Raw genomic sequence first — 22,344 nt, forward strand, 5'->3', positions numbered from 1 at the left:
GCAAATCCTGCGTTTAAGCGGTGTTCAGGACCCGCCATGTGGCCTGAACCGTACCTCCCGCCCGCTTGGGCCGAAAATACCAAAAAGCCTCCCCTGCCGGGGACCGCCAAAAAATGGAGGGTGGACCGATGGATCATCACGCTCACGCCCCTTTGCCGCCCCTGAAGGTCAATGTGTCCGGGTCGAGTATCGTGTTGCGCTCGCTGGAAGATGCGGCGGCGTTCATGCGGAGCCATCCCGTGGGAGAACATGCCGAAATGCTGCTCGACCAGATGGAATCCGCCTCGAAGCCGGACCTGAAGCGCCGCGCCTGGCTGGCGTTCGAGACCTTTGCAGAAGCCATGAAGCTCACGCCCGACGCCGGTTCCCGCGTCATGTGAGCCCCGCATCCCGGCGCGTCCCGCCGTCCCGGGACACGCCCCTTACCGACGAACGGCCCGTCCACCGGACGGGCCGTTCTGCTGTCTGCGGGTGCTGAATAGGGGGCGGTCCAGACCGCGCTCCAGGATCAAGCGACATTCAGAGCGATAGAAGGCGTCCAGCCCCCGAGGGCCGTCTTGGCCGAGCTTGTCCCGGCCATGACGCTGTCTGCTTAGAAAATCTGCCAGGCCGCCGGAACGCCGCCGCCCTAATGGGTGGTGGGCAAGGGCCGCGCGACACCCGCCAGCTCAAGCACGTCCGCGTCGCGCAGCTTCACGGCGCCGCCCTTGCGCTTGCCGCCCTTGGCCTTCTCGGACGCCTTCTGAACCTCCGTCCCGAGGCCGGGGAGCCCGCCTTCCATGGACAGGGAGATGGCATGCGCGGCGCCCGCCTCGCTCTTGGACCTCTCCCTGGTCGTCCCCTTGGACGCCTCCACGGCAGGCTTTTTCCCACCGCCCGAACCCGAGCCCGAACCCGAACCCTTGCCAGCCGGGACATCGCCGGACTTGGAAGCGGCGGATTTGGAAGCGGCGGATTTGGACGCGACGGCCTTCGCCGCTCCCGCCTTGGCATCGGCCACCTTGGCCTCGGCGGCCTTCGCCTCCGCCACCTCCGCCGCCCTGGCCTGCTTGGCCGCCTCCTTGGCGGCATGGCGGTCCGCCATGATGGCGCCGAAGCGCAGGATCAGTTCCTTCAGATCCTCTTCCTGGACGGCGGCGGCGGCGCTCTCCACCGTGAACCAGAAGCCGATGCGCTGGCTGCGCTCGGGCCATTTCTTCAGGTAGCGCTTCACCTTCATGGGAAACACCATCACGTCGCAGGTCACGCTGCGCACGGCCGACAGGCGCTTCTCATAGGTGTAGAGGCCGATGGCGTTGGGCGAGGTGTTGCCGATGAGGCCCGCTTCCTCGAACGCCTCGCGCGCGGCCGCCTTGTGGGGCGCGATGTCCTTCATGGGCCAGCCCTTGGGCAGGACCCAGCGCCGCGTCTCGCGGGATGTGATGAGACGCACCTGCACTTCCCCGTCCTGCCGCTGGCGGTAGGGCAAGGCTGCATATTGGACGCGGCGACCCGCGGACGAATCAGGCGGACGGGGCATGAGTCATTATCCTCCGAGCGTCTGTCACATTCACCCTGCGGCAGCAAAAATTGTCTAAAAATACGAACAAAAGTGCTGTCCCCCGGCAAGCAGTGCGCCTCGCCGCTCGCAAGAAGCACGCCAGATGGCAGCCTCCGGTCAAAAATCCCCATGTCGTGGGCGGGGGGTGAACTTGCTATTGTGGGGGCGGGAATACAGGTCAGGGGCAACCGAGTGCAGGGCGAGAGCGTTCTTTTTTCGCGGCATGGCAATAGCTTAGGGGCATACGGGCTGGCCGCCCTCATGCTGGCGCTTGCGGTCGTCCTCGGCGGCTGCGCCTCGCGCCCCGGCCCCGATGCGCTCGTGCCCAGCCTCACGGAAGCGCCTGGAGCGACCCCCCGCAAGGTCCTGGTGGCCACCACGCGGGCGCGGGACATGAATCCCGGCGTGCTGTTCAACGGCGAGCGGGGCACCGGGCTGGACTTCGCCACCGTCACCCTCACCGTGCCGCCCACCCACAAGACCGGCGCCATCGAATGGCCGCGCCAGCAGCCGGGCAACCCGGCCACCGACATGGTGGTGCACGAGGCGCTCTACCGGGACACCGACGCCCAGTTCGTGCAGGAGCTGAACGCGGAGCTGGCCAAGCGGCCCAAGGGACAGAAGGACGTCTTCGTCTTCGTCCACGGCTACAACACCCAGTTCGCGGAAGCGCTCTACCGCCTCACCCAGATGGCGCATGACGCCGACGCCACCGCCGTGCCGGTGCTGTTCACCTGGGCCTCGCGGGGCAAGACCGAGGATTATGTCTACGACAATAACAGCGCCACCGCCGCCCGCGACGACCTGGAGAAGACCCTCTCCCTCGTGGCGCAGAGCAATGCCGAGCACATCAACATCATGGCCCATTCCATGGGCAATTGGGTGACGGTGGAAGCACTGCGGCAGATGAAGATCGACAAGACCATGATCCCCCCGAACCGGGTCGGGAACATCATCCTGGCGGCGCCGGACATCGACGTGGACGTGTTCAAGTCGCAGCTGAAGCGCTTCGGAAAGCTCCCCAAGCCCTTCGTGGTCATCGTCTCCCATGACGACAAGGCCCTGCGCATCTCCGATTTGATCGCCGGCGGCAAGCAGCGGCTGGGGTCCTACAAGAACGACGCCGAACTGGTGGCGCTCGGCGCCATCGTGGTGGACATGACCGACGTGAAGTCCGAGGGCGACGGCCTCAACCACGGCAAGTTCGCGCAATTGGCGGGCCTGAGGGGCCAACTGCGGCAAAGCATGGAACAGACGGTCGCCCAGGGTAACGGCGAGATTCCCGGCACCGTGGAGATCGGCGCGATCCAGATCAGCGGCGTGACGGCGGCGACCCAGTTCCCCCGCTAAATTTCCTCTTGTCCGTCACTCCACCGGCGCCCAGAGCACGTCCTCGAGGCTCCGCCCCCCGGCGGCCAGCATGACCAGCCGGTCGAAGCCCAGCGCGCAGCCGCTGGCGGGGGGCATATGCGCCAGCGCGGCGAGGAAGCCCTCGTCCAGCGGGTAGCGCTCCCCATAGATGGCCGCCTTCTGCGCCATCTCCACCTCGAAGCGGCGGCGCTGTTCCACCGGGTCGGTCAGTTCGCCGAACGCATTGGCCAGTTCCAGCCCGCAGGCATAGAGCTCGAACCTTTCAGCCACCCGCGGATCGCCCGGCTTGGGCCGCGCCAAAGCCGCCTCGCTGGTGGGATATTCGCACAGGATCGTCGGGCGCCCTTGCCCCAAACGCGGCTCGACCCGCTCCACCAGCACGCGGGAAAAAACGTCCGCCCAGCTATCGTCGGGGGCGACGCGAATGCCCACGGCGGCGGCGGCCCGGGCGAAGGCGGGCGCCTCCGGCTCCGTGCCGGGATCGGCCAGGAAGCGGGAGAGGTCGAGGCCCGCATAGGCGGCGAAGGCCTCCACCAGGGTGATCCGCTCCGGCTCCGCGAAGGGGTCGCAGGAGACGCCGCGATAAGAGAAGGATGTGAGCCCCCCGGCCCGCGCGGCGCGCGCCATGAGGCACGCGCAATCCTCCATGAGCGCCGTATAGGGCGCCTCCACGCGGTACCATTCCAGCATGGTGAATTCGGGATGGTGCGCCCGGCCCCGCTCGCGGTCGCGGAACACCCGCGCCAGTTCGAAGATCTTCTTCTCCCCCGCCGCCAGCAGCTTCTTGGCGGCGAATTCCGGCGAGGTGCGCAGGTAGTAAGGCGCCACCCCGCCGTCCGGCGCATGCCACTGGGTGGCGAAGGCGTGCAGATGCGCCTCATTACCCGGCGAGATCTGGAGAATGGGCGTCTCCACCTCCAGGAAACCTTCATCCGAAAAGTAACCGCGCATGGCGGCGGCGATGCGCTGGCGCGCCAGAAGGAAGGGGCGCCGGTCGCCATGCACGGACCTGTCCCACCAGGGGCTCGCGGAGGAAGTATTGGTCATGGCGATGGGAAATGCCGTCCTGCGAGAAGCCAAATGGTCCTGCCGAACGCCGTCTCATCCTGCCGGAACCCCTGCGCGGCCTGAAAACGCAGGGGGAGACTGGCGAAAGCCGCGAAGATCGCTATGGTGCGCGCCAACGCAAGCGGCGTCCTGCCGCCCCATCTTTAAGGAAGACGTGACGTGGTCAAGGTTATCGCCAGCTCTCTGCGCAAAGGCAATGTGGTCGATGTTGACGACAAGCTCTACGTCGTTCTGAGCGCCGAAAACATCCATCCCGGCAAGGGCACGCCGGTGACGCAGATGGACCTGCGCCGTATTTCCGACAGCGTGAAGATCTCCGTGCGCTACCGCACCACCGAGCAGGTGGAGCGCGCTTTCGTGGAAGATCGCACGCATACCTTCCTGTACCAGGACAGCGACGGCTACACCTTCATGAACCCGGAGAGCTACGACCAGGTGGCCGTGCCCGAGGACGTGATCGGCGACCAGAAGGTCTATCTGCAGGAAGGCATGGAATGCATCCTGTCCCTGCACAATGGCACGCCCATCGCCATCGAGCTGCCCGCGCGCGTGACGCTGGAGATCGTGGACACGGAACCCACCGTGAAGGGCCAGACGGCGTCCTCGTCCTACAAGCCCGCCATGCTCTCCAACGGCGTGCGCACCATGGTGCCGCCCCATGTGGCCACCGGCACCCGCGTGGTCATCATGACCGCCGACGCCTCCTATGTGGAGCGCGCGAAGGACTGATCCGGTCCTGCGGCTTGCGTCTTCCCAACGCCACGGCTCCGGCCGTGGCGTTTTGCTTTCGGGGCCCGGGTTTTTCGGCAACAGGCCGGATCAAAAACCCACGCCCCAGCGTTTCCTCTCTCCCGGTGGGAACCGATGTTCGGTCTCCCCCGTTATCGCGCGAACCAACGAGAAAGGCTTGGCGGCCATGAATCTGTCGGGGAAGCGGATTTTCATCGTCGAGGACGAACTGCTGGTCGCCCTCAGTCTTGAGGACAATCTGCGCGGGCTGGGCGCCACGGTCATCGGCCCCGCGGGCACGCTGGCCGAAGCCCTCCACATGGCGGAAGGGGTGGAGGCGGACCTCGCCATTCTCGACGTGAACCTGCGCGGCGAGCCGGTCTTCCCGGCCGCCGAGATCCTGACGGAGCGTGGAATACCGCTGATCTTCTGCAGCGGCATGGTGGGCAGCGCGCCCCTGCCCGCGGGCTTCGAGGCCGCGCAGCAAGTGCCGAAGCCCTATACCGGCACGGTCATCCTCGACGCCATCCGGCGCGTGCTCGCCAGCCGCGACGCCCCGTCCGATGCCGTGGGCGTGCCGAACCGCGAGCCCGCCCACCTCTGATACCAGGGGCCCTCGGCTTGCGCGGCCGGCTTACGCCTTCAGGCCGCCCGCCTCCTCGATGAAGCGCGCCACCACGTCCACGCCCACGCCGTTGCGGATGGACGAGAAGACATAGGGACGGCCCGCGCGCATGCGCTGGGTGTCCGCTTCCATGATGGAGAGATCGGCGCCCACCATGGGGGCAAGGTCGGTCTTGTTCACCACCAGCAGGTCCGAGCGGGTGATGCCCGGCCCGCCCTTGCGCGGGATCTTCTCCCCGCCCGCCACGTCGATGACGTAGATGGTGATGTCCGCCAGCTCCGGCGAGAAGGTGGCGGCGAGATTGTCCCCGCCGGACTCGATCAGCACCACGTCCAGGTTCGGGAACTTGCGCTGCATGTCCGCCACGGCGCGCAGATTGATGGAGGCATCCTCGCGGATGGCCGTGTGGGGGCAGCCGCCCGTCTCCACGCCCAGGATGCGCTCCGGCTCCAGCGCCCCGGCCACAGTGAGCAGGCGCGCATCTTCCTTGGTGTAGATGTCGTTGGTGATGGCGCAGATGTCGTAGCGGGTGCGGAAGCTCTTGCAGAGCGCTTCCATCAGCGCCGTCTTGCCGGAGCCGACCGGACCGCCGATGCCCACCCGAAGGGGTCCATTGCCTGACGCACTCATGAGCGGAACAGCCTCGTATATTGGGTTTCGTGACGGAACGAGCCGAGATCGGCCCGGAAGGTGGATGTACCGAGATCGTCCTCGCCGAGGCCGGGGATTTCGGCCGCCAGCGCCATGATGGCGGGCGCCAGGGCGGAGAGCACCCGCATGCCGGAGGTCTGGCCGATAGGCGCGAGACGGATGCCCGCCGATACCAAAGCCTGCATGAGCGCCTGGAGGAAGGCGGGCACCACCTGCTCTTCCGGAAGCCCATGCACCGCCGCCGCCGCGCCCACCGCCACCGGATAGGCCACCTCTCCGGTGAAGGCGCCCGCGAGCGTCTCCAGCCGGTCATGGGGCCAGGAGGCGCGCACGGCATCGAGAAAGCTCAAGCCCTGCTGGCAGGTCTCCAGCCTGAGTTCAGCCGAGGGCGCGAGCGCCACGGCCAGCGCGTTCACCTCCGCCAGCCTGTCCGCGTCTCCCGCCTGCGCCGCCTGGAAGGCGAGCGACAGCAGGATCGCGTCACTGCGCGCGAAGCCGTGCAGCAGCAGGTCCTTGATCCAGTCCGCGAGGCTCGCCTCGTCCGTGATGTCCCCGGCCTCCACGGCCCATTCCAGCGCGTGGGAATAGGCATAGCCGCCCACGGGAAAGGCGGGCGAGAGCCAGGCGAACAGAGGCAGCAGGCCGACGCCCGCCACCCCGTGTGCGGGCGCCTCAGCCATGCCGGTGATGGGCATGGCCGCAGCCGCAACCCTCGCCATGGGCGTGGTCGTGCTCATGGGAATGGGCATGCGCCTCGGACGTTGCGTGCGCCTCGGCCTTGGCGTGCGCATGGCTGTGAGAATGAGACTGGCTGTGGGACTGCCCTTGGTCGTGCGCGTGAGCATGGTCATGCCCGCAGCACCCTGCCCCATGCTCGTGCGCCGCATGCTCGTGCGCCGCGTGGGAATGGGTGTGGGAATGGGCCTGCGCGTGAGAATGGGCGTGACCATGATCGTGGGAATGATCGTGCCCGCAGCAGCCCGGCCCATGCTCATGCGCCCCGTGGGCGTGAGAATGGGCGTGGCCATGATCATGCCCATGGTGCCCGTGATCGTGGTGGCCATGGTCGTGATGACCGTGCCCGTGGTGATCATGCCCCCCATGGGCCTCGGCCGCCTCATAGGCGCCCTTTTCGGGCCGGAACGGACGCTCCACGGGCGTCGCCTGGGCGCCAAGGCCGCGCACCATGTCCAGCAGCACATGGTCGTGGGCGAAATAGATGGCGTCCTCGGTGATCTCGGCGGGCACATGGCGGTTGCCCAGGTGCCACGCGGCCTTCAGCAGCCGCAGGGGGCTGGAGGTGCGCACCTCGATGAGCTGTTCCGGCGCGGCTTCCACCCGCACCAGCCGGTCATCCTCCAGGCGCACGGCATCGCCATGGTCCAGAACGGTCGCCTTCTCCAGGTCCAGCAGGAACTGGGTGCCCTTCTGGCCGGTCATCACGATGCGGCGGCGATGGCGGGCCTGATGGTCGAGCACGACGATGTCCACCACCCGCTCCTCTTTCACGGCGGGGCGGCGGACGATGGCGGTGGCGCGGATCATGGGAACCTCGGTGGCCTGGGTGCGCGGACTGCAAAGCCGCGCACCTTAGCCTGAAATAGGGTCAAAACAGGAAATAGCGCTGCGCCATGGGCAGCACGTCGGCGGGCTCGCAGACCAGAAGCTCGCCGTCGGCGCGCACGTCATAGGTCTCCGGGTCCACCTCGATATGGGGCGTGGCGTCGTTCAGCACCATGTCCTTCTTGGAGATGCCCGAGCGCACATTCTCCACCGCCACCAGGGCCTTGCCGGTCTGGAGGCGGGCGGCAATGCCGTCCTCCACCGCCGCCTTGGACACGAAGGTGAGCGAGGTGGCCGTGCGCGCGCGGCCGAAGGCGCCGAACTGGTAGCGGTAATGCACCGGCTGGGGCGTGGGAATGGAGGCGTTGGGATCGCCCATCTGCGCCATGGCGATGGCGCCGCCCTTCAGCACCAGATCCGGCTTCACGCCGAAGAAAGCGGGCGTCCAGAGCACGAGGTCGGCGAGCTTCCCCGCCTCCACAGAGCCGATATGCCGGGACATGCCGTGGGCGATGGCGGGGTTGATGGTGTATTTCGCGATATAGCGGCGGGCGCGCAGATTGTCGTTCTGCCCCTCGCCCTTCAGCCCGCCGCGCTGGCGCTTCATCTTGTCCGCCGTCTGCCACGTGCGGATGATCACCTCGCCCACCCGGCCCATGGCCTGGCTGTCCGAACTCATCATGGAGAGCGCGCCGATATCGTGGAGGATGTCCTCCGCCGCGATGGTCTCCTTGCGGATGCGGCTCTCGGCGAAGGCGAGGTCTTCCGCGATGGAGGGCGAGAGGTGGTGGCACACCATGAGCATGTCCAGATGCTCGTCGATGGTGTTGCGGGTGTAGGGCCGCGTGGGGTTGGTGGAGGAGGGCAGCACATTGGCGAGCCCGGCCACCTTGATGATATCCGGCGCATGGCCGCCGCCCGCCCCTTCCGTGTGGAAGGCATGTATGGTGCGGCCCTTGAAGGCGGCGATGGTGTCTTCCACGAAGCCGCTCTCATTGAGCGTGTCGGTGTGGATCATCACCTGGATGTCGAAGGCATCGGCCACCGAGAGGCAGCAATCGATGGCGGCGGGCGTGGTGCCCCAATCCTCGTGGAGCTTCAGCGCGCAGGCGCCCGCGCGCACCATTTCCTCCAAAGCGGCGGGGCGCGAGGCATTGCCCTTGCCCGCGAAGGCGAGGTTCATGGGGAAGGCGTCGGCCGCCTCGATCATGCGGGAGATGTGCCAGGGGCCGGGCGTGCAGGTGGTGGCGAAGGTGCCCGTGGCCGGCCCCGTGCCGCCGCCCAGCATGGTGGTGACGCCGGAGGCCAGCGCCTCCTCGATCTGCTGGGGGCAGATGAAATGGATGTGGCTGTCGAAGCCGCCGGCGGTGAGGATCTTGCCCTCCCCCGCAATCACCTCCGTGCCGGGGCCGATGATGATGTCCACGCCCGGCTGGACATCCGGATTGCCCGCCTTGCCCAGCTTCACGATGCGCCCGTTGGCGATGCCCACGTCGCACTTCACGATGCCCCAATGGTCCAGCACCACCGCATTGGTGATGACCGTGTCCACGGCGCCCTCGGCATTGGTCACCTGGCTCTGACCCATGCCGTCGCGGATCACCTTGCCGCCGCCGAACTTCACCTCCTCGCCATAGAAGGTGAAATCCTTCTCCACCTCGATGACGAGGCAGGTATCGGCGAGGCGGATCTTGTCGCCCACGGTCGGGCCGAACATCTGGGCATAGGTGGAGCGGGGAAGATGGGCTTTGGTCATCGGTGCCTCGGGCGCGCGACGGAAAAAGGATGAAGACGAACGGAAGGGATGGCCGGCCCTAGAGCGGCCCCATCACATCGCCCCGGAAGCCGTAGACCTCGCGCTTGCCGGAGAGGGGAACCAGCGTCACCTCCCGCGTGGAGCCGGGCTCGAAGCGCACCGCCGTGCCGGCGGCGATGTCCAGCCGCATGCCGCGCGCCTTGTCGCGCTCGAAGGCCAGCGCCCCGTTGGTCTCGAAGAAATGATAGTGGCTGCCCACCTGGATGGGCCGGTCGCCGGTATTGGCCACCGTGACGACCACACGCTCGCTGTCCACGTTGAGGGTGATGTCCCCTTCCTGCGTGATCACCTCGCCCGGCACCTCGTCCGAGCCGCCGCCGCGAATGGGGTGGTGCACGGTGACGAGCTTGGTGCCGTCCGGAAAGGTCGCTTCCACCTGGATGTCGTGGATCATCTCGGCGATGCCCGGCATCACCTGCGCCGTGGTGAGCACATGAGCGCCCGCCTGCATCAGGTCCGCCACGGTGCGCCCGTCGCGCGCGCCTTCCACCACGAAGTCGGTGATGAGCGCGATGGCCTCGGGATGGTTCAGCTTCACGCCGCGCGCGAGGCGCTTGCGCGCCACCTCGGCCGCCATGGCGATGAAGAGCTTGTCCTTTTCGCGCGGGGTGAGAAGCACGCTGTCCTCCTAGAGCACGGTCCCTCCCACTGCCCGGCAATGGGAGGGGGAAACAGTCAATCCAACAACTTAAGACGCCCAGACCCGAGGCATGGGCGCCTCTCGAAACCCGATCAGAAACGAGGTGGCGTCGCGCCGCAACGTCTCGATGTCGGCGGCGATCCAGCGGACCGCGAGAATGCCGTTCCAGGCGCTCGCCCCGACCTCGCACCGGGCCTCCGACAGGAGATCGCGCGCACCATCCAGCCGCGCCTCGGCATCACCAGCCACATAGAGGAACGTGGCCAGCGCCGCCGCGCCCTTGCCGATGGCGGGCTTGGCCAATTGCGCCGCCACCGGGCCGGACAGGCGGAAGGCGTCTGCATAAATGAGTTCGCCGCCGCGCCGGATGCGCCACTGGTCGGTGAGATGTCCCTCAGCCATCACCTCGCCCCGCGCGGCGCGGCCGAACACCATGGCCTCGAAGGAGAGGAAGGCCGCGTCCGGCGCCACCTCCACCGCATAGTGCCGGGACAGGCGCGCGGTGTCGAACAGGATGGTCTCCTGGGGCAGCCAGTGGAGCGCCGCGCCGGCCTCGGCCTTCAGCGTCACGTCGATGCGCGCCACCGGCCCGTCGGAGCGATAGACCTTCTCGGCGGCGGGCGAGGCCAAAGTGAGCGCGGCCCCCGGCCCGGCCTCGGCCGTGATGGAAAAGTGATCGCCGCACGCCACGCCCCCGGCCGTGTTCACCAGCACCGCCTCGAACCCCGCCTGGCTTTTCGGCAGGCGGATGCGCAGCGAGCCGGTCTCGGACAGGTCGTCGAGCCGCGTGCGGCCCTTGTCGGCCACCGCCCGCACCCGAACCTGCCCCAGTGCCCTCTGGCGCACCGGCGCGCCGGTCGTCACCTCAGATGGCCATGAGACGGCGGACATCATCCCCATCGAGCCCGCTCCGATCGCCCCGCACCGCCACCTCGCCGCGCTCCATGAGAATGAAGCTGTCGGCCAGTTCCTTGGCGAACTCGAAATACTGTTCCACCAGGATGATGGCCATATCTCCCTTGTCGCGCAAATAGGCGATGGCGCGGCCGATATCCTTGATGATGGAGGGCTGGATGCCCTCGGTGGGCTCGTCCAGCACGAGGAGGCTCGGCCGCGTGACCAGCGCCCGGCCGATGGCCAATTGCTGCTGCTGCCCGCCCGACAGGTCGCCGCCGCGCCGCCCCATCATGGATTTCAGCACCGGGAACAGCTCGAAGATCTCGTCCGGCACGTTCCGGTCCTTGCGCGGCAGGCGGGCGAATCCGGTTTCCAGATTCTCCTTCACGGTGAGCAGCGGAAACACCTCGCGGCCCTGCGGCACGAAGCCGATGCCCAGCGCCGCCCGGTCGGGGGTCGCCATGCGGGTGATGTCCTGCCCCTTGAAGGTGACGGAGCCGCCCGCCACCGGCCGCTGCCCCACGATGGCGCGCAGCAGCGAGGTCTTGCCCACGCCGTTGCGGCCGAGCACGCAGGTGACCTGCCCCGGCTGCGCCTCCAGCGAGACTTTCCGCAGCGTGTGCGCCGCGCCGTAATAGAGATCGAGGTTCTCGACCTTCAGCATGGCAGGTCTCCGTGGGCGCGCGCTGAACCCCTCTCCCGCTTGCGGGGGAGGGTTGGGAGGGGGGTGACCGCAGGCAAGATGGCGCCGTGGTTTCGGAAGGGGAACGCCTGCCCCCTCCCCGACCCTCCCCCGCAAGCGGGAGAGGGAGTGGGTTGCATGCGTGAGAACGGGTCTCCCATCCTCACCTCCCCAGATAGACTTCGATGACGCGCTCATTGGCGCTCACCTGGTCGAGGCTGCCCTCGGCGAGGACCGAGCCCTCGTGCAGCACCGTCACCTTCACGTCGAGGTCGCGCACGAACTGCATGTCGTGCTCCACCACCACCACCGACTGTGTCTTGGCGATGTCGCGCAGCAGCTCGGCGGTGTCGGCGGTCTCCTGGTCGGTCATGCCGGCGGCGGGCTCGTCCACCAGCAGCAGGCGCGGCTCCTGCGCCAGCAGCATGCCGATCTCCAGCCATTGCTTCTGGCCGTGGCTGAGTTCCGCCGCCTTGCGGAAGCGCTGGTCGGTCATGCGGATGCGCTCCAGCAGGATCTCGATGCGCTCCTTCTCCCGCGCCGTGCGGCGCCAATAGATGTTGGAGAAGGCGCGCCGGTCCTCCTTGAGGGCCAGCAGAAGGTTGTCCTCCACCGTGTGCATGTCGAACACGGTGGGGGTCTGGAATTTCCGGCCGATGCCCAATTGGGCGATGGCCGCCTCGTCCAGCTTGGTGAGGTCGTGAATGCCCGCGAACATGGCCTCGCCCTTGGTGGGGCGGGTCTTGCCGGTGATCACGTCCATCATGGTGGTCTTGCCCGCGCCGTTGGGGCCGATGATGGCGCGCATCTCGGCCTCATCGATGGTCAGCGACAAGGCGTTGAGCGCCCGGAAGCCGTCGAACACCACGGAGACGTTGTCGAGATAGAGGAGCGACTGGGTGACGGGTTCCATCGGCCTCACTCCGCGGGCTTGGCCGCCGGAACGGCGGTGTCTGCGGGCTTGGCCCGCTTGGCGGCGAGGGTGTCCCACAGGCCCAGCACGCCGCGCGGCAGGAACAGGGTGACGAGGACGAACAGGGCGCCCAGCGCGAACAGCCACGCTTCCGGCAAGAGGCCCGTGAACCAGGTCTTGCCCGCATTCACCAGCACCGCGCCCAGCGCCGCGCCCACAAGCGTGCCGCGTCCGCCCACCGCCACCCAGATCACCGCCTCGATGGAATTGGCGGGCGCGAACTCGCCCGGATTGATGATGCCCACCTGGGGCACATAGAGCGCCCCGGCGACGCCCGCCAGCATGGCGGAAAGGGTCCAGCAGAGCAGCTTATAATTCTCCACCCGGTACCCCATGAAGCGCGTGCGGCTTTCCGCATCGCGCACCGCCACCAGCACCTTGCCGTATTTGGAGGTGACCAGCGCCCGGCACAGCACATAGCCGCCCGCCAGCGCCAGCGCCGAGGCGGCGAACAGGGCCGCCCGCGTGCCGTCCGCCGAGATGGAGAAGCCGAGGATGTCCTTGAAGTCGGTGAGGCCGTTATTGCCGCCGAACCCCATGTCGTTGCGGAAGAAGGCCAGCATCAGCGCATAGGTCATGGCCTGGGTGATGATGGACAGATAGACGCCCGTGACGCGCGAGCGGAAGGCGAACCAGCCGAACAGGAAGGCCAGCAGCCCCGGCACGAACAGCACCATCACGAAGGCGAAGGGGAACCAGTCGAACCCCCACCAGAACCAAGGCAGCTCCTTGTAGTTCAGGAACACCATGAAGTCGGGCAGAATGGGGTTTCCATAGACGCCGCGCGGGCCGATCTGGCGCATGAGATACATGCCCATGGCATAGCCGCCCAGCCCGAAGAAGGCGGCATGGCCGAGCGAGAGCACGCCGCAATAGCCCCAGACCAGATCCACCGCCACGGCGAGCAGCGCGTAGCACAGATACTTGCCCAGCAGCGGCACCAGATAGTCGGAGACGTGGAGCGGGCTGCCCTCCGGCACCATGAGGTTGGCGACCGGCACAAGCACCGCCGCCCCCAGCACGATGGCGATGAAGAACCAGCCCTTGCGGTCGATGAAGCCGGTGCCGTTCATGCTTCCACCGCCCGGCCCTTGAGCGCGAACAGGCCGCGCGGGCGCTTCTGGATGAACAGGATGATGAGGACGAGAATGATGATCTTGCCCAGCACCGCGCCCGCGAAGGGCTCCAGCAGCTTGTTGGCGATGCCGAGGCCGAAGGCGGCCACCAGCGTGCCCCAGAGGTTCCCCACCCCGCCGAACACCACCACCATGAAGCTGTCGATGATGTAGCCCTGGCCGAGATTGGGGCTCACATTGTCGATCTGCGAGAGCGCCACCCCGGCAATGCCCGCAATGCCCGAGCCGAACCCGAAGGTCAGCGCGTCGATGCGGCCGGTGCGGATGCCCATGGCCGCCGCCATGCGCCGGTTCTGGGTGACGGCGCGCACATAGAGGCCGAGCATGGTGCGCTTGAGCACGAGGAGCAGCGCGAAGAAGACCAGCAGCGCGAAGACGATGATCCAGAGCCGGTTATAGGTGATGGCCATCTGGCCGATATCGAAGGAGCCGGACATCCAGTAGGGGGCGCCCACCTCCTTGTTGGTGGGGCCGAAGATGGACCGCACCGCCTGCTGGAGGATCAGCGAAATCCCCCAGGTGGCGAGCAGCGTTTCCAGCGGGCGGCCATAGAGGAAGCGGATGACCGTGCGCTCGATGAGGATGCCCACCAGCGCGGTCACGAGGAAGGCCAAGGGCAGCGCGATGGCCAGCGACCAGCCGAACAGGAAGGGCGCGCTGGTGCGGATCACCTCCTGCACCACGAAGGTGGTGTAGGCGCCGATCATCACCATCTCGCCATGGGCCATGTTGATGACGCCCATGACGCCGAAGGTGATGGCGAGGCCGATGGCGGCCAGCAGCAGCACGGAGCCCAGCGACAGGCCGTACCAGACATTCTGCGCCACCGCCCACATGGCGAGCGAGCTGTTGATGCTCTCGATGCCGGCGGCGGCGGCCTGCTTCACGGCGGCCGGGCTGTCCGCCGGAAGATTGGAGAGGGCCGCCAGGGCCTCCTGGTCGCCCCGCGCCGCAATGAGGCGGGCGGCGGCGACGCGCTCGGCCTCGGCCACGGACGGATTGCCGACGATGAGCACCGCGCGCGCCTCCGCGAGCGCCGTCTTCACCCGCGCATCGCTTTCCTTGGCGATGGCCGCGTCCAGCGCGGGCAGCGCGGCGGCGTCCCGCGACTTGAAGACGGCGGCGGCGGCATCGAGCCGTTTCGCGGGATCGGGGCTCACGAGCGCGAGGGCGCCGGCGGCGGCATCCACCGCGCGGCGCACCCGGTTGTTCATGCGCACCGGGCGCAGGCCCGCCGGGGGAGCGGCGACCGCAGCGCCCGTGGCGGCGTCCGTCACCGCGCCCGCCGGGCTGCGCAGGAAGACGGCCTTGGTCTGGGGATCGAACAGGAGGCGGCCGTCGCGCAGCGCCTCGACGATCTCGGAGGCGCGTGGATCGCCGGACACGGACAAGGCGCCCAGCGCGGCTTCCGTGTCGCCATAGCTGTCGGTGCCGAAGCGGGCGATCGTGCCGGCGGGATCGGCTGCCGCGCCTTGGGCGCGGGCCGGGGTCGCAGGGGTGAGGAACAGGATGCCGGCAAACATCAGAAGCGCCAGCGACACGATGCCGGAGCGCGTTGCTCTCAAGATCCGCATGTCCACACGACCCCGCCACGACCGATAAAACGAGCCGCCCGGAGGCGGCTGCGAGGAGGAAGGCGGCCCGCCACCGAAGCGGCGGGCCGGTTTCTCACTTGGTGGCGCTGCCGAGGCAGACGTTCTTCTGGGTGTCGAAGTTGCCGCAATTCAGCTTCACCCAGTCGGCGACCAGGAACTTCGAGCCTTCCAGCTGGGGCGACCACGCCTCGCCGGGGATGAGGTTCTCGGTCTTCCACACCACGTCGAACTGGCCGTCTTCCTCGATCTCGCCGATGAAGACAGGCTTGGTGATGTGGTGGTTCGCGAGCATCTCGGAGACGCCGCCGGTCAGGTTCGGCTGCTTGGTGCCGGGCAGGGCCGCGATCACCTTGTCCGGATCGGTGGTGCCCGCCTTGGTGACCGCCTGAACCCACATGTTGAAGCCGATATAATGGGCTTCCATGGGATCGTTGGTGACCGCCTTCGGGTTCTTCATGAAGGCCTGCCACTGCTTGATGAAGGCGTCGTTCTCCGGGGTCTTGATGGACATGAAGTAGTTCCACGCCGCCAGATGGCCGACGAGGGGCTTCGTGTCCATGCCGGCGAGTTCTTCCTCGCCCACGGAGAAGGCAACGACCGGGATGTCGGTCGCCTTGATGCCCTGGTTCGCCAGTTCCTTGTAGAAGGGCACGTTGGCGTCACCATTGATGGTGGAGACCACGGCGGTCTTCTTGCCGGCGGAGCCGAATTTCTTGATGTCGGAGACGATGGTCTGCCAGTCGGACTGGCCGAACGGCGTGTAGTTGATCATGATGTCCTCGGCCTTCACGCCCTTGGACTTCAGGAAGGCTTCGAGGATCTTGTTGGTGGTGCGGGGATAGACATAGTCGGTGCCCGCCAGCACCCAGCGCTCCACCTTCTCCTCCTTCATCAGGTATTCCACGGCGGGAATGGCCTGCTGGTTGGGGGCGGCGCCGGTATAGAAGACGTTCCGCTCGCTCTCCTCGCCCTCATACTGGACGGGGTAGAAGAGGATCGAGTTCAGCTCCTTGAAGACCGGCAGAACCGACTTGCGGCTCACCGAGGTCCAGCAGCCGAACACAGCCGCCACCTTGTCCTTGGTGACCAGCTCGCGGGCTTTTTCGGCGAAGAGCGGCCAGTTGGAGGCGGGATCCACCACCACCGGCTCCAGCTTCTTGCCGAGCACGCCACCCTTCTTGTTCTGCTCTTCGATCAGCATGAGCATGACGTTCTTCAGCGTCGTCTCGCTGATCGCCATGGTTCCCGACAGGGAATGGAGAATGCCGACCTTGATCGTTTCCTGCGCGGAGGCGGAGCCGATGCTTCCCGCCACCGCCGCAACCGCGGCCAGGGCCCCCAATCCGACGCCCAGCCCTTTGGCGGCCCGTCCCAGCAATCCGAGCATGCGCTCTCTCCGTGGTTTTTCATGCCGGCGCGCGGCCAGCTGAAATCCCCGGAGCAAGCGTCATGCCACAGTGGCGCGCATTGGGGTGCGGCCGGGCAGACCCTCAACCGGCACGGGGGGAATGTCGGATTCGGGCATACATGGCGAATGTTCTGCCCAATTCATAGGCAGACGACCTTTCGCGCCCGCAACCCGCGCACCCTCCCTGCCTCTGCTCAGAGCACGTTGAACAGGTATAGAAGGACGATCACGGAAAAAGGAACGCCCAGAAACCAAAGAACAAGCCCGCGCATCACATTCTCCTGCGGTTCATTTTCGTCATGGACCTAACGCGGCACAGGGGGTTGCGTTCCGCGCACCGGCGCCTGTCCTTTCGTTGTGCAGCGCATCCACCTTGACCGCGGGCGCAATGGAGCCTTTTTTTATGGGCGTCTGCGTGCGAGGCTCGATGTGATGGACAATTTGATCGACGGCTACCGCCGGTTCCGGGACGTGGCTTGGCCGGACCACAAGGCGGTCTTCGAGCGCCTGGCGGCGCGCGGCCAGAAGCCGGAAACCTTCGTGGTGGCCTGCTCGGACAGCCGCGTGGATCCCCAGATGATCTTCGATGCCGGCCCGGGCGAACTGTTCGTGGCGCGCAACGTGGCGAACCTCGTGCCGCCCTATCAGCCGGACAGCAATTATCACGGCACCAGCGCGGCGCTGGAATTCGCCGTGCGCGTGCTGGAGGTGAAGCGCATCGTGGTGATGGGCCATGCCCAGTGCGGCGGCGTGAACGCGCTGCTCCAGGGCGCCCCTCCCGGCGCGCAGGACTTCGTCGCCCACTGGATCGAGATCGCCGAGGAAGCCCGGCGGCAGACCCAGGAGGCGAACCTGCCGGAGCACGAGCGCCAGCGTTTCTGCGAGCATTGCTGCGTGCGCCTGTCCATCGGCAACCTGAAGAGCTTCCCCTGGGTGGCCGAGCGCGTGGAAAGCGGCGACCTCGCCGTGCACGGCGCCTATTTCGGCGTGGCCACCGGCCGCCTCGAAGTCATGGGCGCGGACGGGGTGTTCCGCGACGCCTGACGCCCCGCGACGGCCTGCCGGAAAAGCGTCACACGACGTTAGCGGGTTTCCGGCTAAGGGTGCCCTCAAGGCCCGCATCACGCGGGCGTGATTGGGGGAGAGGGATGAAGCAGGATCCGATCGACACAGCCGCCATCGCCACATCGCCCAAGACGCTCGCCTCCCACCATGTGGCGGATATCGTCGAGCTGCTGAACGGGAAGTCGCTGGAGGAAACGGTGCAGTTCATCGGCACGCTGCCCGGCGACTGGGCCGTGGAGCTGATGGACCAGCCCGACTTCGAGTGGGCGTGCGAGGTCATGGAGGAGCTTTCGACCGAGAAAGCGGCCGACATGATGGAGCTGATGTCCAGCGACCGGGTGGCGGACATCCTGCGCTGGCTGCCCGAGCCCAAGCGCTCCGAGCTGAAGGACCGGCTGACGCCCGAGACCCGCGCCAGCATCGACCGCCTGCTCACCTACCCGCACAACAGCGCGGGCAGCATCATGACCACCGAGTTCGTCAGCGTCCCGTCCGACTGGACCGTGGAGCAGACCCTCACCCATCTGCGCGAGGTGGAATCCTCCCGCGAGACCATCTACGCCATCTATTTGCTGGACCCGGTCACCCGGAAGCTGGTGAATGTGGTGAAGCTGCGCGCGCTGCTCACCGCCGATCCCGCGGCGGCGATGCTGTCGCTGGCGCCCAGCTACGCCCCCATCACCGCCAATGCCCTGGCCGACCGCTCCGAGGTCGCCCGCCAGATCGCGAAATACGACATGCTGGCCGTGCCCGTGGTGGACACCACCGGCCACATCATCGGCATCTGCACCTTCGACGACATGATCGACGCCATGATCGACGTGCAGACCGAGGACGTGCAGCGCATGGGCGGCATGGAGCACATCCACGAGCCCTACCTGCAGATCAGCTTCGGCGAGATGATCCACAAGCGCGCCGGCTGGCTGTGCGTGCTGTTCCTGTCGGAAATGCTCACCACCAGCGCCATGCAGGTCTTCTCCGACGAGTTGGAGAAGGCCATCGTCCTGGCGCTGTTCATTCCGCTCGTCATGAGTTCGGGCGGCAATTCCGGCTCGCAGGCCACCTCGCTCATCATCCGCGCCCTCGCCCTGCAGCAGGTGCGCCTGCGCGACTGGTACAAGGTGGCGTTCCGCGAGCTGCCCACGGGCATCGTGCTCGGCTCCATCCTGGGCGTGATCGGCGTGGTCCGCATCGCGCTCTGGCAGGAACTGGGCATCTTCGACTATGGCGAGCACTGGGTGCTTCTGTCGGTGACCATCGGCGTCGCGCTGGTTGGCATCGTCACCTTCGGGTCTCTGTCGGGCTCCATGCTGCCCTTCATCCTGAAGCGGATCGGGTTCGATCCGGCCACCGCATCGGCCCCCTTCGTGGCGACGCTCGTGGATGTGACCGGCATCGTCATTTATTTCAGCGTCGCCTGGCTGTTCCTGCACGGAACCATCCTGTGACGCCTCCGGCCCGGGCCCAGGCCCGGGCCGAAAGCCCGGCGGGGGGCGTCACTGGCGGGCGATGAAGCGCATGAGCGCGCCATAGCCGCCCTCCCCGTCCGGCGGCAGGTCCCGCGCCGCCGCGGCGGCAGCCAGGGACAATTCCCGCACGGAAACGTCGAACCCGCGGCTCGCCAGGAACGCCACCGCATCCTCGGCGGTCGCGAAGTCCGCCACGGCCTCCCCCAGCACCTCGCTCAGGCCGGTATTTCCCGTCGCGTCGGCCTTCAGCCGCTCCATATCCGCCTCTGCCATGGCGTTCTCCTTGAATTGTGCGCCCTGCCTACCCGGACCGAGTAACCGCCGTACCGGCGCGGCAGTTCCCCGGGACCGGGCCAGCGCAGCACAGGCCGTGACGGCCCGCCGCCTTTTTCTTTCCTAATATTTCCCGCCTTCCAGCAACCCGAAGAGACGTGGCTGAAAGACACTTGGCCGAATCCGCGCGTTGAACTAGGAAGGTCATCATCGTTTGAGGATTGATGCCGGTGGGGCAGCTTGCCTTTCTTCTGATTGGTTCGGATTCCCTTCGTCGCCACTGGCATGTGGTGGCCATCCTGGGAGCGGTCCTGACCCTCATCGGCATTGCCATCATCGTCGATGCGGCCGACGGCGTGACGCTGTTCGCCACCCAGGCCTTCGGCGTCATCTTCGTGATCCAGGCGGGCCTCGCCTTCTCCAGCGTCGCCGGCGGCATGAAAAGCTGGCTCACTTTGTTCCGGGCGTCCGTGCTGCTCCTGTTCGCCGCCCTGATCCTCGACTTCCCGGTGCGCAACGACCTTGCGGTGACCAGCCTGTTCGCCGCCGCCTTCATCGTGGACGGCATCCTGCGCATCCTCACGGCCAATGCCCTGCGCTATGCCGCCTGGAAGTCGGTGGTGGTGTTCGGCGTGCTGGAATTCGTCCTCGCCGCGCTCATCATCAGCGACTGGCCCATCCCGCGCGAGAAGAATATCCCGTTCTGCGTCAGCCTCAGCCTCATGCTGTCGGGCTGGGTGCTGCTGCGCATGAGCTTTTCCCTGAAGAGCCTGGAGCCGGAAGTGGCCATCCTGGCGCTGCCCATGTTCGGCAAGCGCCAATGGTATGACAACGCCCCGGTCCTCATCGGCCTGGAGGACGAGCCCAAGCCCGAGGCGCCCATGATCGTGCGCGTCTGGACGCCGGTGGGCTCGGCGGACGTTGCCCAGCGCCGCCCGCTGCTGGACCGCTACATCGCCGCCGTGGACAAGAACGGCGTCATCTCCACGGGCCATGCCGCGCTCCAGGCGCCGGGCGTCTATATCAGCCACTATCCCGCCGTGGAGATCGACCGCTCCTCCGGGGACTTCATGGCCATGTTCCGGGCCACGAAGGAAAACGACATGCCCGGCCGTCTCCTCCCGTCCTACGAGGAGGAGGCCGCCGGCTGGTGCGAGGCGGATTCCAGCGTCCCCTTCCGCAATTACAGCCTGCGCCGGCTGCGCGCCTTCTGGGCGGGCTACCGGCAGGAAAACACCTACAACCTCACCAACCGCAACTGCTCGGTGGCGGTGGCCTCGGCCCTGGATGCGGCGCTGGAAGGCTCGCTCGCCTCCAACTATCCCTGGGCCCGCCTCATCCGGCTGCTGTGCAATCCCGACCTGTGGGTGGCGGTGCTGCTGCGCCAGCGGGCCGAGACCATGACCTGGACGCCGGGCTACGCGCTGGACTATGCGCGCGCCCTCCACCGCATCGTGGAGCGCCAGGACCTGACCTGGACGGACCGCCTGAAGGGCGCCTTCCACATGTTCGGCCGCATCCTGCGCGGGTCCGATACCCCGCGCGACGACACGTTCCACGCCGACCTTTCCACGCCCAGCAAGGAACCCGTGCCGTGACCGAGACGACCTCCGGTGCCAACATCCTGTCTCGGGGAGCGGTCATCGCCACGGCGATGATGTTCGGCCTCACCTACAGTCTCAGCGCGACGCTGATCGCGCTGGACCTTGCGGAGAAGGGACTGAGCGAGGCGGTCATCGGCGCCAATGCCGCCATGCATGCGGTGGGCATCCTCGCCACCGCAATGGTGCTGCCGCGCATCGTCGCCATGTTCGGCGCGCGCAAGCTGATCCTCGCGGCCCTGGCGCTCGCCGCCGTCACCCTCATGGGCTTCCCCCTCATGCCGGCGGTGTGGCTGTGGTTCCCGCTGCGCTTCATCCTGGGCGTCGCCTCCGAGACCCTGTTCGTGCTCTCGGAAACCTGGATCAACAGCCTGAGCACCGAGAAGACCCGCGCCCGCGCCATGGCCACCTACACGGCCGCGCTGTCCGTGGGCTTCGCCTCGGGGCCGCTCATCCTCTCGCTCATCGGCACGGCCGGCGCGCTGCCTTATGCGGTGGGTGCGGGCCTCGCGCTGTTCTCCGCCTTGTTCGTCGCCTCCCCCAAGGTGAAGGCCCCGGTCTTCGAGGAGCCGTCCCACTCCAATCCCATCCACTATATGCGCCTTGCGCCCCTCGCTTTGTCCGCCACCCTGCTGAACGCGGCGCTGGAGGCGGCGGGCCTGTCCTTCCTCGCCATCTATGCGGTGAATGTGGGCTGGAGCGAGGGTGACGCCACCCGCCTCATCACCTGCATGATGGTGGGCGCCATCCTGCTGCAGCTGCCCATCGGCTGGCTGGGCGACCATATGGACCGGCGCCGTCTGGTGATCATCCTCGCCGTCATCGCCACCATCGGCGCCGTGCTCTGGCCGCTCACCATGGGCCATGAATGGGCCGCCTATGCCCTGCTCTTCGTGTGGGGTGGCTCGTTCGTGGGCGTTGCCACCATCATGCTCACCGTGGTGGGCTCGCGCTTCAAGGGCGGCGAGCTTGTGGGCATCTATGCGGTCATGGGGCTGGTCTGGGGCGGCGGCGCCCTGGTGGGGCCGCTGGCGGCGGGCATTGCCATGCAGGCCTTCGTGCACGGCCTCGCCTATGTGGCCGCCATCGCCTGCGGCGCGTTCGCTTTGGCCGCCATCTTCCTCAAGCGGCAGGCGTGAAATAGTCGAACCCGCGAACATTACATGGAATTCATCCAGGACTGTTAAATTACAGTAATGGAGGCATCCGGATATTTTCTTTTATTGGGAGCCTGCTAGGGTC

The 22,344-nt window shown here is 67.1% G+C and carries 22 protein-coding genes; 8 read left to right on the top strand and 14 right to left on the bottom strand.

From position 1 onward, the window contains the following. Positions 1-191 precede the first annotated feature (191 nt). Positions 192-380: a hypothetical protein gene (locus EJJ38_RS11305; RefSeq protein ID WP_245454192.1), complete on the top strand. Its 189-nt coding sequence runs from the start codon at positions 192-194 to the stop codon at positions 378-380. A 248-nt stretch (positions 381-628) separates the two neighbouring features. On the opposite strand, the gene EJJ38_RS20445 is transcribed toward EJJ38_RS11305, so the two are convergent. Then, the gene (locus EJJ38_RS20445; RefSeq protein WP_205666138.1) at positions 629-1,519 is read right to left on the bottom strand and encodes an NUDIX hydrolase; all 891 of its coding nucleotides are present in this window, start codon (positions 1,517-1,519) and stop codon (positions 629-631) included. Between the two features lie 282 nt (positions 1,520-1,801). Here EJJ38_RS20445 and EJJ38_RS11315 point away from each other — a divergent pair, with 282 nt between their 5' ends. Next, a complete protein-coding gene (locus tag EJJ38_RS11315; protein WP_127090158.1) occupies positions 1,802-2,890 on the top strand; it encodes an alpha/beta hydrolase in 1,089 nt (362 codons plus the stop codon). Between the two features lie 15 nt (positions 2,891-2,905). Here the strand turns inward: EJJ38_RS11315 and epmA are convergent, their stop codons facing one another. After that, a complete protein-coding gene (gene epmA / locus EJJ38_RS11320) occupies positions 2,906-3,958 on the bottom strand; it encodes an EF-P lysine aminoacylase EpmA (protein ID WP_127090159.1) in 1,053 nt (350 codons plus the stop codon). Between the two features lie 180 nt (positions 3,959-4,138). On the opposite strand from epmA, the gene efp reads away from it, so the two are divergent. Both efp and EJJ38_RS11330 read left to right on the top strand, forming a co-directional pair. Further along, complete coding sequence (efp, locus tag EJJ38_RS11325) at positions 4,139-4,708, top strand: elongation factor P (protein ID WP_127090160.1); 570 nt, start codon at positions 4,139-4,141, stop codon at positions 4,706-4,708. 178 nt (positions 4,709-4,886) lie between these two features. After that, complete coding sequence (locus EJJ38_RS11330) at positions 4,887-5,312, top strand: response regulator (protein WP_164738477.1); 426 nt, start codon at positions 4,887-4,889, stop codon at positions 5,310-5,312. 30 nt (positions 5,313-5,342) lie between these two features. On the opposite strand, the gene ureG is transcribed toward EJJ38_RS11330, so the two are convergent. The 11 genes from ureG to urtA form a co-directional block, all read right to left on the bottom strand. Then, positions 5,343-5,963 (bottom strand): urease accessory protein UreG, encoded by a 621-nt coding sequence (gene ureG / locus EJJ38_RS11335; RefSeq protein ID WP_127090162.1) that lies wholly within the window; start codon positions 5,961-5,963, stop codon positions 5,343-5,345. Further along, positions 5,960-6,679, bottom strand: a complete 720-nt coding sequence (locus EJJ38_RS11340; protein ID WP_245454193.1) for an urease accessory protein UreF — start codon at positions 6,677-6,679, stop codon at positions 5,960-5,962. The genes ureG and EJJ38_RS11340 overlap by 4 nt, the downstream gene beginning before the upstream one ends. Then, positions 6,657-7,529: a UreE family protein gene (locus tag EJJ38_RS20635; RefSeq protein WP_127090164.1), complete on the bottom strand. Its 873-nt coding sequence runs from the start codon at positions 7,527-7,529 to the stop codon at positions 6,657-6,659. The genes EJJ38_RS11340 and EJJ38_RS20635 overlap by 23 nt, the downstream gene beginning before the upstream one ends. Positions 7,530-7,590: 61 nt before the next feature. Continuing rightward, complete coding sequence (gene ureC, locus EJJ38_RS11350; protein WP_127090165.1) at positions 7,591-9,303, bottom strand: urease subunit alpha; 1,713 nt, start codon at positions 9,301-9,303, stop codon at positions 7,591-7,593. 58 nt (positions 9,304-9,361) lie between these two features. After that, a complete protein-coding gene (locus tag EJJ38_RS11355) occupies positions 9,362-9,982 on the bottom strand; it encodes an urease subunit gamma (RefSeq protein ID WP_127090166.1) in 621 nt (206 codons plus the stop codon). 69 nt (positions 9,983-10,051) lie between these two features. Then, the gene (locus EJJ38_RS11360) at positions 10,052-10,903 is read right to left on the bottom strand and encodes an urease accessory protein UreD (protein WP_245454194.1); all 852 of its coding nucleotides are present in this window, start codon (positions 10,901-10,903) and stop codon (positions 10,052-10,054) included. Beyond that, on the bottom strand, positions 10,869-11,564 hold the full coding sequence (gene urtE / locus EJJ38_RS11365; protein ID WP_127090167.1) for an urea ABC transporter ATP-binding subunit UrtE: 696 nt from the start codon (positions 11,562-11,564) through the stop codon (positions 10,869-10,871). Before urtE ends, EJJ38_RS11360 begins: the two co-directional genes overlap by 35 nt. Before the next feature lie 181 nt (positions 11,565-11,745). Further along, a complete protein-coding gene (gene urtD, locus EJJ38_RS11370) occupies positions 11,746-12,495 on the bottom strand; it encodes an urea ABC transporter ATP-binding protein UrtD (RefSeq protein ID WP_127090168.1) in 750 nt (249 codons plus the stop codon). 5 nt (positions 12,496-12,500) lie between these two features. After that, positions 12,501-13,628 (bottom strand): urea ABC transporter permease subunit UrtC, encoded by a 1,128-nt coding sequence (gene urtC / locus EJJ38_RS11375; RefSeq protein ID WP_127090169.1) that lies wholly within the window; start codon positions 13,626-13,628, stop codon positions 12,501-12,503. Continuing rightward, a complete protein-coding gene (gene urtB / locus EJJ38_RS11380) occupies positions 13,625-15,256 on the bottom strand; it encodes an urea ABC transporter permease subunit UrtB (RefSeq protein WP_420836875.1) in 1,632 nt (543 codons plus the stop codon). Before urtB ends, urtC begins: the two co-directional genes overlap by 4 nt. Positions 15,257-15,359: 103 nt before the next feature. Then, complete coding sequence (gene urtA, locus EJJ38_RS11385) at positions 15,360-16,673, bottom strand: urea ABC transporter substrate-binding protein (protein ID WP_127090170.1); 1,314 nt, start codon at positions 16,671-16,673, stop codon at positions 15,360-15,362. 453 nt (positions 16,674-17,126) lie between these two features. Between urtA and EJJ38_RS11390 the strand changes: the two genes are divergently transcribed. After that, positions 17,127-17,738, top strand: coding sequence for a carbonic anhydrase (locus tag EJJ38_RS11390; RefSeq protein WP_127090171.1), 612 nt, complete (start codon positions 17,127-17,129; stop codon positions 17,736-17,738). 104 nt (positions 17,739-17,842) lie between these two features. Then, the gene (gene mgtE, locus EJJ38_RS11395) at positions 17,843-19,207 is read left to right on the top strand and encodes a magnesium transporter (RefSeq protein ID WP_127090172.1); all 1,365 of its coding nucleotides are present in this window, start codon (positions 17,843-17,845) and stop codon (positions 19,205-19,207) included. Between the two features lie 48 nt (positions 19,208-19,255). On the opposite strand, the gene EJJ38_RS11400 is transcribed toward mgtE, so the two are convergent. Next, entirely contained in the window at positions 19,256-19,501 is a 246-nt protein-coding gene (locus tag EJJ38_RS11400; protein WP_127090173.1) for a hypothetical protein, read from the bottom strand. A 224-nt stretch (positions 19,502-19,725) separates the two neighbouring features. Between EJJ38_RS11400 and EJJ38_RS11405 the strand changes: the two genes are divergently transcribed. Then, the gene (locus EJJ38_RS11405) at positions 19,726-21,099 is read left to right on the top strand and encodes an HdeD family acid-resistance protein (protein WP_205666139.1); all 1,374 of its coding nucleotides are present in this window, start codon (positions 19,726-19,728) and stop codon (positions 21,097-21,099) included. Next, positions 21,096-22,241 (top strand): MFS transporter, encoded by a 1,146-nt coding sequence (locus EJJ38_RS11410; protein ID WP_127090174.1) that lies wholly within the window; start codon positions 21,096-21,098, stop codon positions 22,239-22,241. Before EJJ38_RS11405 ends, EJJ38_RS11410 begins: the two co-directional genes overlap by 4 nt. The last annotated feature ends 103 nt before the right edge of the window (positions 22,242-22,344 follow it).

It is taken from the genome of Aquabacter cavernae (assembly GCF_003993795.1).
Lineage (GTDB): Bacteria > Pseudomonadota > Alphaproteobacteria > Rhizobiales > Xanthobacteraceae > Aquabacter > Aquabacter cavernae.

Excerpts from the sequence above, each read along its gene's own strand:
- EJJ38_RS20445 (WP_205666138.1), bottom strand. The coding sequence starts at position 1,519 with ATGCCCCGTCCGCCTGATTCGTCCGCGGGTCGCCGCGTCCAATATGCA.
- EJJ38_RS11315 (WP_127090158.1), top strand. The coding sequence starts at position 1,802 with ATGCTGGCGCTTGCGGTCGTCCTCGGCGGCTGCGCCTCGCGCCCCGGC.
- epmA (WP_127090159.1), bottom strand. The coding sequence starts at position 3,958 with ATGACCAATACTTCCTCCGCGAGCCCCTGGTGGGACAGGTCCGTGCAT.
- ureG (WP_127090162.1), bottom strand. The coding sequence starts at position 5,963 with ATGAGTGCGTCAGGCAATGGACCCCTTCGGGTGGGCATCGGCGGTCCG.
- EJJ38_RS11340 (WP_245454193.1), bottom strand. The coding sequence starts at position 6,679 with ATGCCCATCACCGGCATGGCTGAGGCGCCCGCACACGGGGTGGCGGGC.
- EJJ38_RS20635 (WP_127090164.1), bottom strand. The coding sequence starts at position 7,529 with ATGATCCGCGCCACCGCCATCGTCCGCCGCCCCGCCGTGAAAGAGGAG.
- ureC (WP_127090165.1), bottom strand. The coding sequence starts at position 9,303 with ATGACCAAAGCCCATCTTCCCCGCTCCACCTATGCCCAGATGTTCGGC.
- EJJ38_RS11360 (WP_245454194.1), bottom strand. The coding sequence starts at position 10,903 with ATGGGGATGATGTCCGCCGTCTCATGGCCATCTGAGGTGACGACCGGC.
- urtE (WP_127090167.1), bottom strand. The coding sequence starts at position 11,564 with ATGCTGAAGGTCGAGAACCTCGATCTCTATTACGGCGCGGCGCACACG.
- urtD (WP_127090168.1), bottom strand. The coding sequence starts at position 12,495 with ATGGAACCCGTCACCCAGTCGCTCCTCTATCTCGACAACGTCTCCGTG.
- urtC (WP_127090169.1), bottom strand. The coding sequence starts at position 13,628 with ATGAACGGCACCGGCTTCATCGACCGCAAGGGCTGGTTCTTCATCGCC.
- urtA (WP_127090170.1), bottom strand. The coding sequence starts at position 16,673 with ATGCTCGGATTGCTGGGACGGGCCGCCAAAGGGCTGGGCGTCGGATTG.
- EJJ38_RS11390 (WP_127090171.1), top strand. The coding sequence starts at position 17,127 with ATGGACAATTTGATCGACGGCTACCGCCGGTTCCGGGACGTGGCTTGG.
- mgtE (WP_127090172.1), top strand. The coding sequence starts at position 17,843 with ATGAAGCAGGATCCGATCGACACAGCCGCCATCGCCACATCGCCCAAG.
- EJJ38_RS11400 (WP_127090173.1), bottom strand. The coding sequence starts at position 19,501 with ATGGCAGAGGCGGATATGGAGCGGCTGAAGGCCGACGCGACGGGAAAT.
- EJJ38_RS11405 (WP_205666139.1), top strand. The coding sequence starts at position 19,726 with ATGCCGGTGGGGCAGCTTGCCTTTCTTCTGATTGGTTCGGATTCCCTT.